Genomic DNA, 13,954 nt, shown 5'->3' on the forward strand with positions numbered 1-13,954 from the left:
TTTGGGGGCAGGCACGTCACGATTTGGAAGGAAGGCCGTCTTCATGGTCCAGCTAACGCTTCCCAAGAACTCCACCTACTCCACGGGAAAGACCTGGAACAAGCCCGAGGGCAAGGGCAATTGGAAAGAGTTCAAGGTCTACCGCTGGAATCCGGATGACGAAGCAAACCCACGGATCGACAGCTATTGGGTCGATCAGGATCAGTGCGGGCCGATGGTTCTCGACGCGCTTATCAAGATCAAGAACGAGATCGACCCGTCGTTGACGTTCCGCCGTTCGTGCCGCGAAGGCATTTGCGGCTCGTGCGCGATGAACATCGATGGCACCAACACGCTCGCGTGTCTCAAGGGATGCGATGAGGTGAAGGGCGCGGTGAAGGTCTTCCCGCTTCCGCACATGGAAGTCGTCAAGGACCTGGTGCCGGACATGACGAACTTCTACGCCCAGCATCGCTCCATCGAGCCGTGGCTGAAGACAGATACGGCGACGCCGCCCAAGGAGTGGAAGCAGAGCCGCGAGGACCGAGAGAAGCTCGATGGCCTCTACGAGTGCATTCTGTGCGCGTGCTGCTCGACCTCATGCCCGAGCTATTGGTGGAACTCGGATCGCTATCTGGGTCCGGCCATTCTGCTGCAGGCTTATCGCTGGGTCATCGACAGCCGCGACGAGGCGACCGGCGAGCGTCTCGACAATCTGGAAGATCCCTTCCGGCTTTACCGCTGCCATACCATCATGAACTGCGCCAAGGCCTGCCCCAAGGGCCTCTCGCCCGCCAAGGCCATCGCGGAGCTGAAAAAGCTGATGGTCGAGCGACGGGTATAAAATTGCTCGTCCGACATTGATGTGCGCGATATGAGATCCGGGTAAGCGAACGACCCGGATCTTTTCTGATGCCCCCACTCACCCTCCAAGACCTCACCGCGGGCAAAGTGCTCTCGCCGTTCACGCAGTTGCGGCGGCTGCTCAACAATGTGCCCGCGGGGCACGAAAAGCCGATCGAACTCACCATCGGCGAGCCGCGCGAGGCGATGCCGGGCTTCATCGTCGCCAAGCTTGATGAAGCCGCATCGCTCTACGCAAAGTACCCGCCCATTCGTGGCAGCGACGAACTGAAGACCGCGATCTCATCGTGGCTGTCGCGGCGCTACGCCATTTCCGGCGCTGTCGATCCGGCATCCGAAATCCTGGTGCTCAACGGGTCGCGCGAAGGATTGTTCTTCGCCTGCCTTCCCGCCGTGGGCCGCAAGCCGGTGAAGGGCAAACCTGCGATCTTGATGTGTAATCCCTACTACTCGGCCTACTTGGGTGGCGCTCTCGGGGTTGGTGCTGAGCCGGTGTTTCTCAATGCAACGCAAGCAACCGGCTTCCTGCCCGACCTCGACGAGATCGCTCGCGACACCGAGCTGATGGCGCGTACGGCGGCACTTTTTATCTGCTCGCCTGCTAATCCTCAGGGTGCCGTCGCTTCGCGGACCTATATCCTCAAGGCGCTGGCGCTGGCGCGCGCCCACGACTTCATGTTGTTTCTCGACGAATGCTACTCGGAGATCTACACCGGCGCGCCGCCAACCGGTGGCCTTGAGGTTGCATCTGCGACGCCAGAGCGATTCAAGAACCTCGTCGTTTTCAATTCGCTTTCCAAACGCTCCAACCTGCCGGGTCTGCGCTCGGGCTTTTGCGCAGGCGATCCGGCGTTCATCGAAACCTACGGTGAGGTGCGCAACATGTGCGCGCCGCAAGTCCCCGGACCGGTTCAACATGCCTCCGCCGCAGCCTGGGCGGACGAGGGGCACGTCGAGTTGGCACGCGCGGCCTATCGCGAAAAGTTTGCCATCGCCGACGAGATCCTCGCCGGGCGCTACGGCTACGCCCGGCCGGCCGGCGGCTTCTGCCTTTGGCTAGATATGAGCCAATTCGGCTCGGGGAGTGATGCGGCGGTAACCTTATGGAAACACAAGGGCGTCAAGGTCATACCTGGTAGCTTTCTGGCTCAGAACGGGCGTGATGGCACCAATCCGGGCGCCGATTACGTTCGCCTGGCCTTGGTGCAGGACCCCGCGACGATCCGGGAAGCGCTCGAACGGATAGTTGAAGTTCTCGCGTAGCGGATCGTTCGCGGCAATGTCGTTGGATACACGTGGTCATGATCCTCAACGTCTGCTTCCGCAGTCGGTTGAGGAAAAGCTCTTAGGCTTGTTGGGCTTCTCGGGGGGCATTGCGCTTCTGGGAGCCATCGCGCTTGCCTGGGCGTCGCTCATTACGTGGTCGATCAACGATCCCAGTCTCACCCACGCCACGGCTACGACGCCGAACAACATGCTTGGCGGTCTTGGCGCCATTGTTTCCGATCTTTTGCTGCAGACCTTTGGGCTCGCAGCCTCAGTCGCACTCTTGCCGCCAATGTTATGGGGTGCGGAGATGCTCACGCGCGGCCAGTTGTCGAATGGGCGCAGCAAGGTCGGGTATTATCCCATTGCTGTGCTGGCGCTGGCCGGTGCGATGTCTGCCTATCCGGTGTTCCCGGGCTGGCCATTGAATCACAATCTGGGCGGCGCCATCGGTGATGGCGTGTTTTCGCTCGTGGCCAATCTGTTCAAGCTGGTCAACAAAGAACGCGCGGATCTCGCATCTGCCCTGCTCCTCAATATCGGCGCGATCGCCTTACTTGCGAAAAGCACGGGCTTCGATCTGGAAACTTGGATCAAAGCGGTTTGGACCGAGCGGGCGTTGCAGGACGCTGGCAGCGAAGTCGTCGGCCGCGGTACTCGGTGGATTAAGAGTTTTGGCGATCGTACCCGAGTGCCGCATTCGCCAGTGGTGGATGCGTACCCGGGCGCACAGTTGCCCGAAGAACCCGCGGTGGATCCGTCGCTTCTGTACCCGCAATCTCCCGCGCCATTTGATGGCTATTCAGCGTCCGCGCCCGCGTCTGGAGCGCTGGGCGACGTCAGGCAGGCGATCAAGAAGCTCACCGACATTGCGGCTGAGCAGCAAGAACAGTTTAGAATTATAGTCAGGAATCACCTCGGCGCGACGGCTGGCCCTGTCGTGCCGCAGGCGCCGATGCCGCCTCATGTCCCGGTCGACGACTTCAGACCTGCTGGCCTCGACCGTGGGCCTGATACCACCGGAGCGGCCCCGCACCGCGGCCATGCGTTCGATGAAAATACCGACGTTGCCAGTCGAGAAATCGCCAGACGCTTTGCTCCCGAGAGCAAGACGCCCGATATTGAATTCCCCGATCAGCCACGGCCTGCAGCCGTTGCGGGCAAACTCAAGATGCCCGCCATCCTTGCGCGCGGCGCTGAAACGCGACAGCGGCAGTGGAAGCGGCCTTCGCTCAATCTGCTGAAGCGACAAACGGCGGCCCGGCCCGGCCCCGAGCTGACGCAAACGGTCATGCGCGGCAATGCTCGTCTGCTTGAAGACGTGCTCAACGATTTCGGCGTCAAAGGCGAGGTGAAGGACATTCGGCCCGGTCCGGTCGTTACGCTTTATGAATTGGAACCTGCGCGCGGCACCAAGTCTTCGCGTGTCATTGGTCTCGCCGACGATATCGCACGCTCGATGAGCGTCGTCAGTGTGCGTGCGGCTGTCGTGCCCGGACGTAACGCTATCGGACTAGAGCTTCCCAACATGCGCCGCGAGCCGGTATTGTTGCGCGAGATGCTGGAATCGGAAACCTACAAGGTGTCGGATGCGGTCCTTCCGCTGACTTTGGGCAAGTCGATCTCCGGCGATCCTGTCGTTGCGGATCTTGCGCGTATGCCGCACCTTCTCGTCGCGGGTACGACGGGTTCGGGCAAGTCGGTCGGCGTCAACTCCTTCATCCTGTCGTTGCTGTATCGCCATTCACCGAACGAGTGCCGGTTCCTGATGATCGATCCCAAGATGCTGGAGCTGTCGGTCTACAACGGCATTCCGCATCTTCTGACGCCCGTCGTGACCGATCCGAACAAGGCTGTCGTCGCGCTCAATTGGGCCGTGCGCGAGATGGAAGAACGCTACAAGCGCATGGCGACGCTGGCGGTGCGCAACATCGACGTCTACAACAACCGCGTGCGCAACGCGCAAAAGCGCGGCGAGATGCTGTCGCGCACCGTGCAGACCGGCTTCGATCAGAACGGTCAGGCCATGTTCGAGCAGCAGAAAATGAATCTCGAACCGATGGCGCACATCGTGATCGTCGTCGATGAGTTTGCAGACCTGATGGTTGTCGCTGGCAAAGAGGTCGAAGCTGCCGTGCAGCGCCTGGCCCAGATGGCGCGCGCAGCGGGTATTCATCTCATCATGGCGACCCAAAGACCTTCCGTGGATGTCATCACGGGAACCATCAAGGCCAACTTCCCAACCCGCATCTCGTTCAAAGTCACGAGCAAGATCGACAGCCGCACCATTCTCAACGAACAAGGCGCCGAACAGCTGCTTGGTCAGGGCGACATGCTCTACTCCGGCGGCACCGGTCAGATCATGCGCGTGCACGGCGCCTTCGTCTCCGATGAAGAAGTCGAAGCGATTGCCAGGGCTCTGTGCGAGCAGGGTCCGCCGCAGTACGTCGAAGGATTGCTCGATGCGCCCGAGTCGGATGCCCCGGGCGCCGACGGCGACCGTGAGGTGAGTGAGTCCGATCTTTATGATCGCGCCGTTGCTATCGTGATGCGCGACCGCAAGCCGACCGTGAGCTACGTGCAGCGGCGTCTGTCGATCGGGTACAATCGTGCTGCCGATTTGATCGAGCGCATGGAACGCGAGGGCCTTATTTCGGCGGCTGGGCCAACCGGCAAGCGCGAAATTATCGCCGTTCCCGGCGGAAGCGTTGACGCCGCTTAAAATTGCGGTGTGGCCGGCCAGCCGCGTCGTAGGCGCGTTGTGCTTGCCGCGACGTTTTCCATGCTCTATTTGCCAACACTTCGGGGCGGCTTGCCCACTTGTCGTCGCAATGTTCGCCGACATCCTTGGCTGCCGATGGGATCTGCGCGACCCGAGAAAAACCCGCGCTCATTGGGGGATCGATGAAGCCGCTATTTACGTCCATGGTTTTGGCGCTTGTGCTTGCTGCGCAATTGTCCGCTATGCCCGCCGCCGCCGCGGACGCTAAGCCCGCCGCTCAGGGAGCTGTCGATGGTTGGCAGATCGAGAAAAATCCCCAAGGCATCACGCTTGACGAAAGGCAGACTGAAGTCGTCAAGACAGTCAGCAAGTATTTCAGCGATCTCAAGAGCTTAAAGGGGCTTTTTGTTCAGACGGGCGCCGACAATAAGCGCATGAAGGGCAAGTTCTACGTGTTGCGACCTGGCCGCTTCCGCTTCGACTATTCCCCGCCCTCCAGGCAGATCATCGTCTCGGATGGCGAATATCTCGCTATTCAAGATCTCGACCTCAACAACGAGGATCGCGTTGCTCTCGATCAGACTCCATTTCGCCTCTTGCTCCGCAAGGACGTGGATTTGCTCCGCGATGCAAAAATTGTGGAAGTGCAGCAGGCTGACGACCTAATCGTTTTAGGTATTCAGGATAAGAGCCCCGACTCTCCGGGCCGCATTAAGCTCTTCCTGTCGACAAAGCCGAGTCTAGAACTGAAAGAATGGGTTACCACCGACGCCCAGGGCCTGGACACGCGTATCGAGGTTTCGAACCTTGTTTCGGGAGATGACCTCGATAATAAAATGTTTAAAATACAGATGCTTGGCCCAAAGCCTGGTCTGCACTGATAACTTCGACTATCGGCGAATCGATAGTCTGCTCTGTGGCGATTATGACGCGATGCAATAGTGGACCTGGGGATAACTCGGGACGTTCGTTCACATTTTTGTGAACCGTTGGTTCACCCCCTGTGAAAAATCCGCGGTTGCGCTTAAGTGTTGGTCATGCAGGTGACGTCACCCTGTATTCGGTAGTGCCCCCCGTCTAGCCGAAGACGTCACCTCTGGTACCGGCTTCCCTCCCGGTACCGAGCGCGTCAAGCGCAAATCGCGCCCAGTCCCTCCCCCCGGGACTGGGCGCTTCATTTTTGGGATCCTCTGATCAACATCACGGCCGCGCCGAAGGCCGCAGATTGCTCGTTGTGAGGACTAGTGCATCAGCGTTGACGGGTTGGATGCGGCGTGGGTTGCAGCCCACGGCACGATACTTTGCTGAGTGGCGTGGTTGGATGTGCCGCTCAAAGCCGCAAGCACGCCGTCGATTGCATGAATTTCCTGAACTAGGTCCTTCAAGCGGCTTGAAATAATATCCGTCATATAGCGAGCGAGTTGAGCGTCTTCGGCCATCTGCTCGTGCATATCCTCGCGCGAAATCTTCAAGGCGCGGACTGGCGTGCGCGCCACGATGGTTGCGCTATGGACAATTTCGACGAGCATCGCCAACTCTGAAATCATCGAACCTTCGACAATGGATTCAGCCGGTACGCCTATGGCATCGGGATCCATGCGCAGGGCCTCGCCCGATACCAAGACGATGGCGCTGTCGCCGAGTTGGCCTTCTTGAATGAGTACGTCGCCCGGCTTGTAGACGATCCGGCCGGCGCGCCGGACGATCTCCGTCAGCTGCAAGGGCTTGAGACCTTGAAATAAAGGCAGCCGCAAAAGCGGTTTCACGAGGGCATCGATAGCCATCGGTCAAACTCCACATCGGTTACGAACTGGGGAACTGGACGCGACAAGCACTCGATAATTCTGCGCACGTGCCGAAAAGCACTTGCGCAATGCGCCAAGGTCGCTGGGTGCGACTTTAAAAACAGCGCGAGCGAAACAGCGATAATCGGCTGTTGTCAGTGTGCAATTATGCGCACAGGAGAAGGCTGAGGTCCAGCGCCTCGCCTGGCGCTGTGGACTGCAAGCGGATAACTGGAGGATAAGTTCGAAATAACCGCGTTAAGAGCAGTCAAGGCGCAAGCCGGTAACCGCCGCTTTCGGTGATCAAAAGTTCTGCGTTCGACGGGTCTTTTTCGATCTTCTGACGCAAGCGATAGATGTGCGTCTCAAGCGTATGTGTCGTCACGCCCGCATTATATCCCCACACCTCGTGCAGCAGTGTTTCGCGCGAGACGACTTTATCGCCCGAACGATAAAGGTATTTGAGAATCGACGTTTCCTTCTCGGTCAGCCGGATCTTGTTGCTCGCAGCATCGACAAGAATTTTCGATGCCGGCTTGAACGTGTAGGGCCCGATCGAGAACACCGCATCTTCGCTTTGCTCGTGCTGGCGAAGTTGCGCGCGGATGCGGGCAAGCAGCACGGCGAACTTGAACGGCTTTAAGACGTAGTCGTTTGCGCCGGCATCCAATCCGAGGATCTGGTCAGCGTCTGACGTGTTCCCCGTCAACATGACGATGGGAGTTTTGAACCCGCCTTTGCGAAGCACCTTTACGGCCTCGCGCCCGTCCATGTCCGGTAGACCGACGTCGAATACGACGAGGTCAAAACGGCCCGACTTCGCAAGCTCCATACCCTTTGAGGCCGTATTGGCTTCGGACACCTCAAACTCATCGTGGAGACCGAGCTGGTCCTTGAGGGAGGAACGCAGATCCTCGTCGTCGTCAACCAGAAGAATTCTACGTGCCGTGCTCATGTCTGTTGAAGCTCCAAATTCGTCCAGGGCAAGTGGGAGAAGTCTAGCATCCGTTCGGACGCTGAAATAGGCTTACCTGATCGTTCGGGCAAGCCGTTGAGCGCTTCCTGGTTGTCAAATAAGGGACCTATGAGAAAATCTCAAATCATCCTCAGAACGCTCTCAGGGGGGGCGAAGCGCGGATGGTTGGAGTTCGGACCATTACGCTGGCCATGTGCTTTGGGCCGGGGGGGGCTTTCAAGCAGGAAGCGCGAAGGAGATGGATCGACGCCCCGTGGCCGCTTCCGGCTACTATATGGCTTGCGCCGGTTCGATAAGTTTGCGCTATTGGGCACGTCAGTCCGTCTGATGAGGATCACGCCTGATCTTGGCTGGTGCGATGCGCCTTCCGACGGCAACTATAATCGCATTGTTTGTCATCCCTATCGCGCGAGCGCGGAGCGTCTGTGGCGCGACGACGATCTGTATGATTGCGTGATCGTGCTCGACTACAACGTCAAACCGCGCGTGCGTGATCGGGGCAGCGCAATTTTTCTGCACATCGCGCGTGAAGACTTTTCGCCGACTGAAGGGTGTGTCGCTCTGCGCAAACGCGATCTTCGAAGTTTGCTGGCTCGGGTGCGTTCGACCACGCAGCTTGTAATTTCTTGACCGCCGATTTGCGCTGCGTTGTTTTGCGCGCAATTTTCGAAATGCATTTCTCTAACGACGGCGCGGAAAAAAATGGCCCGGCCGTCCTGCGGCCGGGCTAAGTTTGGAGCACATCTAGGGGAAGCGTGTGCTCGGGAGTTCCAAAGAGTTGAAGCGCGCAGGCATGACCCGCGCGCTTCCGAGTGAAGCTTAGTAGTTGTAAGCGCGTTCGCCGTGGTCGGTGATGTCGAGACCCTCGCGCTCCTTGTCCTCGGAAGGACGCAGGCCGATGATCATGTTGATCAGGAAGTAGAGGATCGCCGAAACGCCGCCCGACCAGATCAGCGTGACGAGAACCGCGGTGGTCTGCACCACGACCTGAGAGCCAACCGTCATGCCCTCAGCCAGGCCGACGCCGCCGTAGTCAGCGCTGACCAGAACGCCCGTCAGGATCGAGCCGATGATGCCGCCGACGCAGTGAACGCCGAAGACGTCGAGGCTGTCATCGTAGCCGAGCGCGTTCTTGACCGAAGAGCAGAACACGAAGCAGACCGCACCTGCAATGAGGCCGAGGACGACCGAGCCCATGGGTCCGGCAAGACCGCTGGCCGGCGTGACGGCAACAAGGCCGGCAACCACGCCCGAGGCGAGGCCGAGCAGCGAGGGCTTACCCTTCACGATCCACTCAACGAGGATCCAGGCGAGACCGGCAGCGGCGGTCGCACCAAAGGTGTTGATCATGGCGAGGATCGCCGTGCCCGTGGCTTCGAGGTTCGAACCGCAGTTGAAGCCGAACCAGCCAACCCACAGAAGAGCAGCGCCGATCATGGTCATGGTCAGCGAGTGTGGAGGCATTGCTTCGCGCATGTAGCCAACGCGACGGCCAGCGATCAGAGCGCCAATCATGCCGGCAATACCAGCATTGATGTGGACGACCGTGCCGCCAGCGAAGTCGAGGGCGCCCATCTTGAACAGGTAGCCGTCAGTGTGCCAGACCATATGGGCCATCGGGAAGTACACGATCGTCACCCAAAGAGTGACGAACCAGAGCACGGCCGAGAACTTCACGCGTTCGGCGATCGCGCCAACGATGAGTGCCGGCGTGATGCATGCGAACGTCATCTGGAAGCAGATGAAGACGTATTCCGGGATCACGACGCCCTTGGTGAAGGTGTCAGCTGTGCTCGCGGGCGTTACGCCTGCGAGAAAGAGCTTGTCCAATCCACCGATGAATTCACCAAAGGCTGAGCCAGAGGTGAAGGCGAGGCTGTAGCCGTAGACCATCCAGATGATGGCGACGAGGCAGAGTGTCGTGAAGACCTGCATGCACATCGACAACATGTTCTTGGTGCGAACCATGCCGCCGTAGAACAGGGCCAGGCCAGGCACCGTCATCAGAAGGACGAGAACCGTGCAAGTGAACATAAAGGTCGTGTCGCCCTTCATGGGCTCGGGCGCGGCAGCCGCGGCAGGCGCTGCTGCAGCTGCTGCATCCGCTGCCGGAGCGGCCGCATCCTGCGCCAAGGCGGGGTCAACGAGTAGAGCGAGCGCACCTAGGGCCCCCACGACCCCCGCAAAGCGCGCCAAGTTTCGAAACGTCATATTGATTGCTCCCTAATTTTACCAAACGTGTGGGTTGTGAGCGAGGCTCAAAGGGCGGCGTCGTCAGACTCGCCCGTGCGGATACGAACGGTGTGTTCGATGGCGGAGACAAAGATCTTGCCGTCGCCGATCTGGCCGGTCTTGGCCGCGCGCTGGATGGCGGCGAGGGCTTTGTCCACCTGAGCCGACGGAGCAACGACCTCAATCTTAATTTTGGGGAGGAAACTGACCGCGTACTCGGCGCCGCGATAAATCTCCGTGTGCCCTTTCTGACGGCCGTAACCCTTGACCTCGGTGACCGTCATGCCCTGCAGACCCAGATCGGTCAGCGCAGCGCGAACCTCCTCGAGCTTGAAGGGTTTTATGATTGCAGTGATGAGCTTCATGCTAAGCCCCCTCTCCCTTTCCCGACGAACTGCCGGATTACATATTGCGACGAAACCAGGGGGGACCCCCGGGTAACCGCGCAACAGAGAGTCAAGAGCTGTGCCAACTAGCTGGGCAGTGCTCAACACACTGATTTACAATGTATTAAGCTGAGATCTTGGGCATGAGGCCGCCAAAATCCCGCCATCGTCTGCACTAATACTGTGCAAAAATGCCATTTTGCCTATTATTTAATCTGAAAAGACGTGGTGCGCTGCCGCATAAGTCCTTCCTGGACCGTCGAGGCGACCAGTCGGCCGCTCTGGTCGAAAATTAGCCCCCTACAAAAGCCACGAGCCCCCGAGGCTGATGGGCTCTCCTGGACGTAGAGAAGCCAATCGTTGGCTTTGAAGTTCCGGTGGAACCACATGGCGTGGTCGAGGCTGGCGAGCTGGACGTCGGGATCAAACAGCATCTTGCCGTGGCGGATCAGCGCGGTATCGAGCAGCGTGAAATCCGAGGCATAGGCTAACAAGGCGGCGTGGATCGTGGGATCGTCGGGCTCAACGGAGCCATCTGCCCGCATCCAGATGGCCTGGGTGGCCGGGCGCGCTTCCCGGCTGGTATAGCGGCTGGGATCGACGATGCGCATCTCGATCGGCTTCTCGCGATGCCAATAGGCCCGCATGTTTTCGGGCAGCTGGCCGGTAAGCGCCGACATCAGCTCGGCGGCGGTCGGTAGCGAGTCGGGCTCTGGAACCTCGGGCATAGTGGCCTGATGCTCGAAGCCGCCCTCCAGCTTCTGAAATGAGGCACTCATGGTGAAGATGGGCCGCCCGTGCTGGATGGCCTTGACCCGGCGGGTCGTAAAGCTGCCGCCGTCGCGGATCCGATCTACGTCATAAATGATGTCGTGGTTGGGATCGCCCGCCAGCAGGAAGTAACCATGAAGCGAATGCACCGAGCGGCCCTCGTCAACTGTCTGGCAGACCGCTGATAGCGCCTGCCCGAGCACTTGCCCGCCATAGACGCGTTGCCAGCCGATGCTGGCCCTCGGGCCGCGAAACAGGTTGTCCTCGAGCCGCTCCAACCTCAAGGCCGCAATCAGTGCTTCGAGCGCTTTGCCAGCTACAGGTGCGGCGTTGGAGGACATCGTAAGACCCATTTCCCAATTGCGGTTGGACGTGAGGTTTGGCCACAATGGGCCTGGAGTGCAAGGGCTTTCAAAACGTTATGTATTTTCGCCCGAAGCCTGGAGTATTCTGAACTCATGTCGGCCAAGACTTTTGACATAGTCATATCGGGTGCAAGCTTTGCGGGCCTCGCATTGGCGCGCAGTCTGCGGCTCGCGCTCGGCAAGGATCTCGTCATCGCCCTGATCGATCGGGCTGCCGGTCCGCCGACGGGCGATACGCGAGCGTTCGCGATCTGGGCGGGCGCTCGCAATGTGCTCGACGCGCTTGGGGTGTGGACGAGCCTTGAGAGTGTGGCGCAGCCGATGTCGTCGATCGAGATCACCGACACCGCTCTTGACGACGGCCTACGCAGCGCGCTGCTCACCTATGATGCGACGACATCCGACGGCGCTGCTGCGGGCTACATCGTGCCCAGCTTTGAACTGCATCGGGCGCTCTTTTCATCTTTGGACGGCGACCCAAACGTCAGTTGGATCGCACCTGCCGAGGCGGTCGGATTGGAGGTCGCGGCGGCGTCCATAAAGACCCGGTTGGCGGATGGCCAGGAACTGAGCTCAGCACTCCTTGTTGCCGCCGAAGGTCGCCGCTCGCGGTTGCGCGATGCTGCAGACATCAAGACGACTGGATGGGGCTATGGTCAGCGCGGTATCGTTGCAATCGTACGCTTCAGCGAGCCGCATTATGGCGTCGCCATCCAACATTTCCTTCCCGGCGGACCCTTTGCCGTTTTGCCGATGACGGACAACCGCGCCTGCGTAACTTGGAGCTCCGCGGACGACGAAGCCGCGCGTGTGCTCGCCCTCCATGACACCGGTTTTCTCGCAGAACTCGATAAGCGTATCGGTGGTCGGTTTGGCGAGATCGAACTTGTCGGCAAGCCGCAATCATGGCCGCTTGACGTGAAACTCGCGCGCAGTCTCAAAGCCCCGCGTTTTGCGCTGATTGGCGATGCCGCCCATGGTGTGCATCCGATTGCGGGCCAAGGCGTCAACCTGGCGTTTCGCGATGTGGCTGCTTTGACCGAATGCCTCGCCGATGCCGCTCGGCTCGGCTTCGATCTGGGTCACGCGGAGGCGCTAGAGCGATACGAGCGTTGGCGTCGGTTCGACACCACCATGTCGGCGGCGGTCTATGACGGATTGAACCGGCTCTTCAGTGTCGACAATGTTCTGTTGCGGGTCGCGCGCGGTGTCGGTCTTGGCACCCTTGACCGTGTCGGCGTGCTCAAGTCGCTGATTGTCGAGGAGGCCGCGGGGCTGACCGGAGATACGCCTAAGATGGTGCGTGGCGAGCTGGTTTAGCTGCGCGCCGTCAACCGGTCTTGCCCTCAAAGAAATCCTTTACCCGCGCAAAGAACCCGGCGCTCTCGGGGCTCGTCTCGCGGTGGCTTTCCTTTTCAAACTCTTCCAACAGCTCGCGCTGACGGCGCGTCAGGTTCTTGGGCGTCTCGACATCGACCTGGATGTACATGTCACCCATCACCTTCGAACGCAGCACTGGCATTCCCTTGCCTTTTAGGCGGAACTGCTTGCCGGTCTCGGTGCCTTCGGGAACCTTTACCCGCGTCGTGGTCCCTTCAAGCGTCGGCACTTCGATCTGGCCACCCAAAGCCGCCGTCGTCATCGAGATCGGCACCTTGCAGAACACGTCCGCACCATCGCGCTGGAAGAATGTGTGGGGTGCAATGGAGAGAAAAATATAGAGATCGCCGGATGGTCCGCCGCGCAAGCCAGCTTCACCCTCGCCCGCAAGCCGAATGCGCGTGCCGTCCTCGACCCCGGAGGGAATGTTCACCGACAACTTGCGCTCACGAGTGACACGGCCCGAGCCTTGGCAGGTGGTACACGGGTCATCGATCGTCTCACCGCGGCCCTGACAGGCCGGGCAGGTCCGCTCGATGGTGAAAAAGCCCTGGCTCGCGCGCACCTTGCCGTATCCGGCGCAGGTCGCACAGGGCTTCGGCTTGCTGCCGGCCTTGGCGCCGGTGCCCGAGCACGTTTCACAAGAAACGCTGGAAGGGACAATGATCTCGGCGGTCTTGCCGGAGTAGGCTTCCGCCAGTGTGATATCGAGATTGTAACGCAGGTCTGCCCCGCGTTCGCGGCCTCCGGAGCGCGCGCGTGCGCCTGCGCCGCCGCCGCCGCGCCGTCCGCCCATGAATTCGCCGAACAGATCATCGAAGATGTCCGACATGGAGGAGGCGAAGTCGGGGCCGAAGCCGTGGGGGCCGCGGCCGCCCATGCCGCCCTCGAACGCTGCGTGCCCGAACTGGTCATAAGCGGCGCGCTTTTGCGGGTCTTTCAGAGCTTCGTAGGCTTCATTCAGTTCTTTGAAGCGACGCTCTGCGTCCTTATCGCCCGCGTTGCGGTCGGGATGGTATTCCTTCGCCATCCGGCGATAGGCGCTCTTGAGGTCTTGGTCGCTGGCGTTACGCGCCACGCCTAGGATTTCGTAGTAGTCGCGCTTTGCCATCGTAGCGCGCATCCTTTTCTCTTCGGTCCCGGCTCAGGTCTGTGCTGACGCATGGGGCCTCTAAAAAGCCTGCGAAAGAGGTGTCTCATTTAACGCTCAAGAGCCGGCGCGATCCGCG

General features: G+C 60.0%; 12 protein-coding genes. 6 read left to right on the top strand and 6 right to left on the bottom strand.

What is annotated here, in order from left to right; all coding sequences use genetic code 11:
• The first annotated feature begins 43 nt into the window (after positions 1–43).
• The 4 genes from R3D51_04725 (at position 44) to R3D51_04740 (ending at position 5,712) form a co-directional block, all read left to right on the top strand.
• The gene (locus R3D51_04725) at positions 44–823 is read left to right on the top strand and encodes a succinate dehydrogenase iron-sulfur subunit (protein MEZ5898782.1); all 780 of its coding nucleotides are present in this window, start codon (positions 44–46) and stop codon (positions 821–823) included.
• 68 nt (positions 824–891) lie between these two features.
• A complete protein-coding gene (locus R3D51_04730) occupies positions 892–2,106 on the top strand; it encodes an aminotransferase class I/II-fold pyridoxal phosphate-dependent enzyme (GenBank protein ID MEZ5898783.1) in 1,215 nt (404 codons plus the stop codon).
• A gap of 16 nt (positions 2,107–2,122) precedes the next feature.
• Positions 2,123–4,831: a DNA translocase FtsK 4TM domain-containing protein gene (locus tag R3D51_04735; GenBank protein MEZ5898784.1), complete on the top strand. Its 2,709-nt coding sequence runs from the start codon at positions 2,123–2,125 to the stop codon at positions 4,829–4,831.
• Positions 4,832–5,013: 182 nt separating this feature from the next.
• Positions 5,014–5,712, top strand: coding sequence for an outer-membrane lipoprotein carrier protein LolA (locus tag R3D51_04740; protein ID MEZ5898785.1), 699 nt, complete (start codon positions 5,014–5,016; stop codon positions 5,710–5,712).
• A 360-nt stretch (positions 5,713–6,072) separates the two neighbouring features.
• Here the strand turns inward: R3D51_04740 and R3D51_04745 are convergent, their stop codons facing one another.
• Together R3D51_04745 and R3D51_04750 are read right to left on the bottom strand one after the other, a co-directional pair.
• Positions 6,073–6,615 carry a cyclic nucleotide-binding domain-containing protein gene (locus tag R3D51_04745; protein MEZ5898786.1) on the bottom strand — a complete coding sequence of 181 codons (543 nt, stop codon included), beginning with the start codon at positions 6,613–6,615 and terminating at the stop codon, positions 6,073–6,075.
• 268 nt (positions 6,616–6,883) lie between these two features.
• The gene (locus tag R3D51_04750) at positions 6,884–7,570 is read right to left on the bottom strand and encodes a response regulator transcription factor (protein MEZ5898787.1); all 687 of its coding nucleotides are present in this window, start codon (positions 7,568–7,570) and stop codon (positions 6,884–6,886) included.
• A 129-nt stretch (positions 7,571–7,699) separates the two neighbouring features.
• Here R3D51_04750 and R3D51_04755 point away from each other — a divergent pair, with 129 nt between their 5' ends.
• Positions 7,700–8,221 (top strand): L,D-transpeptidase family protein, encoded by a 522-nt coding sequence (locus R3D51_04755; protein MEZ5898788.1) that lies wholly within the window; start codon positions 7,700–7,702, stop codon positions 8,219–8,221.
• A gap of 189 nt (positions 8,222–8,410) precedes the next feature.
• Here R3D51_04755 and R3D51_04760 read toward each other — a convergent pair whose 3' ends face one another.
• From R3D51_04760 to tesB, 3 genes are all read right to left on the bottom strand, one after another.
• Positions 8,411–9,802, bottom strand: coding sequence for an ammonium transporter (locus R3D51_04760; protein ID MEZ5898789.1), 1,392 nt, complete (start codon positions 9,800–9,802; stop codon positions 8,411–8,413).
• A gap of 47 nt (positions 9,803–9,849) precedes the next feature.
• Positions 9,850–10,188: a P-II family nitrogen regulator gene (locus tag R3D51_04765; GenBank protein MEZ5898790.1), complete on the bottom strand. Its 339-nt coding sequence runs from the start codon at positions 10,186–10,188 to the stop codon at positions 9,850–9,852.
• A gap of 227 nt (positions 10,189–10,415) precedes the next feature.
• Entirely contained in the window at positions 10,416–11,321 is a 906-nt protein-coding gene (gene tesB, locus R3D51_04770) for an acyl-CoA thioesterase II (protein ID MEZ5898791.1), read from the bottom strand.
• 117 nt (positions 11,322–11,438) lie between these two features.
• Between tesB and R3D51_04775 the strand changes: the two genes are divergently transcribed.
• On the top strand, positions 11,439–12,665 hold the full coding sequence (locus R3D51_04775; GenBank protein ID MEZ5898792.1) for an FAD-dependent monooxygenase: 1,227 nt from the start codon (positions 11,439–11,441) through the stop codon (positions 12,663–12,665).
• Positions 12,666–12,675: 10 nt separating this feature from the next.
• On the opposite strand, the gene dnaJ is transcribed toward R3D51_04775, so the two are convergent.
• Positions 12,676–13,836 carry a molecular chaperone DnaJ gene (gene dnaJ / locus R3D51_04780; GenBank protein ID MEZ5898793.1) on the bottom strand — a complete coding sequence of 387 codons (1,161 nt, stop codon included), beginning with the start codon at positions 13,834–13,836 and terminating at the stop codon, positions 12,676–12,678.
• Positions 13,837–13,954 lie beyond the last annotated feature (118 nt).

This window comes from Hyphomicrobiaceae bacterium (genome assembly GCA_041397645.1).
In the GTDB taxonomy this organism is placed as follows: domain Bacteria; phylum Pseudomonadota; class Alphaproteobacteria; order Rhizobiales; family Hyphomicrobiaceae; genus Hyphomicrobium_B.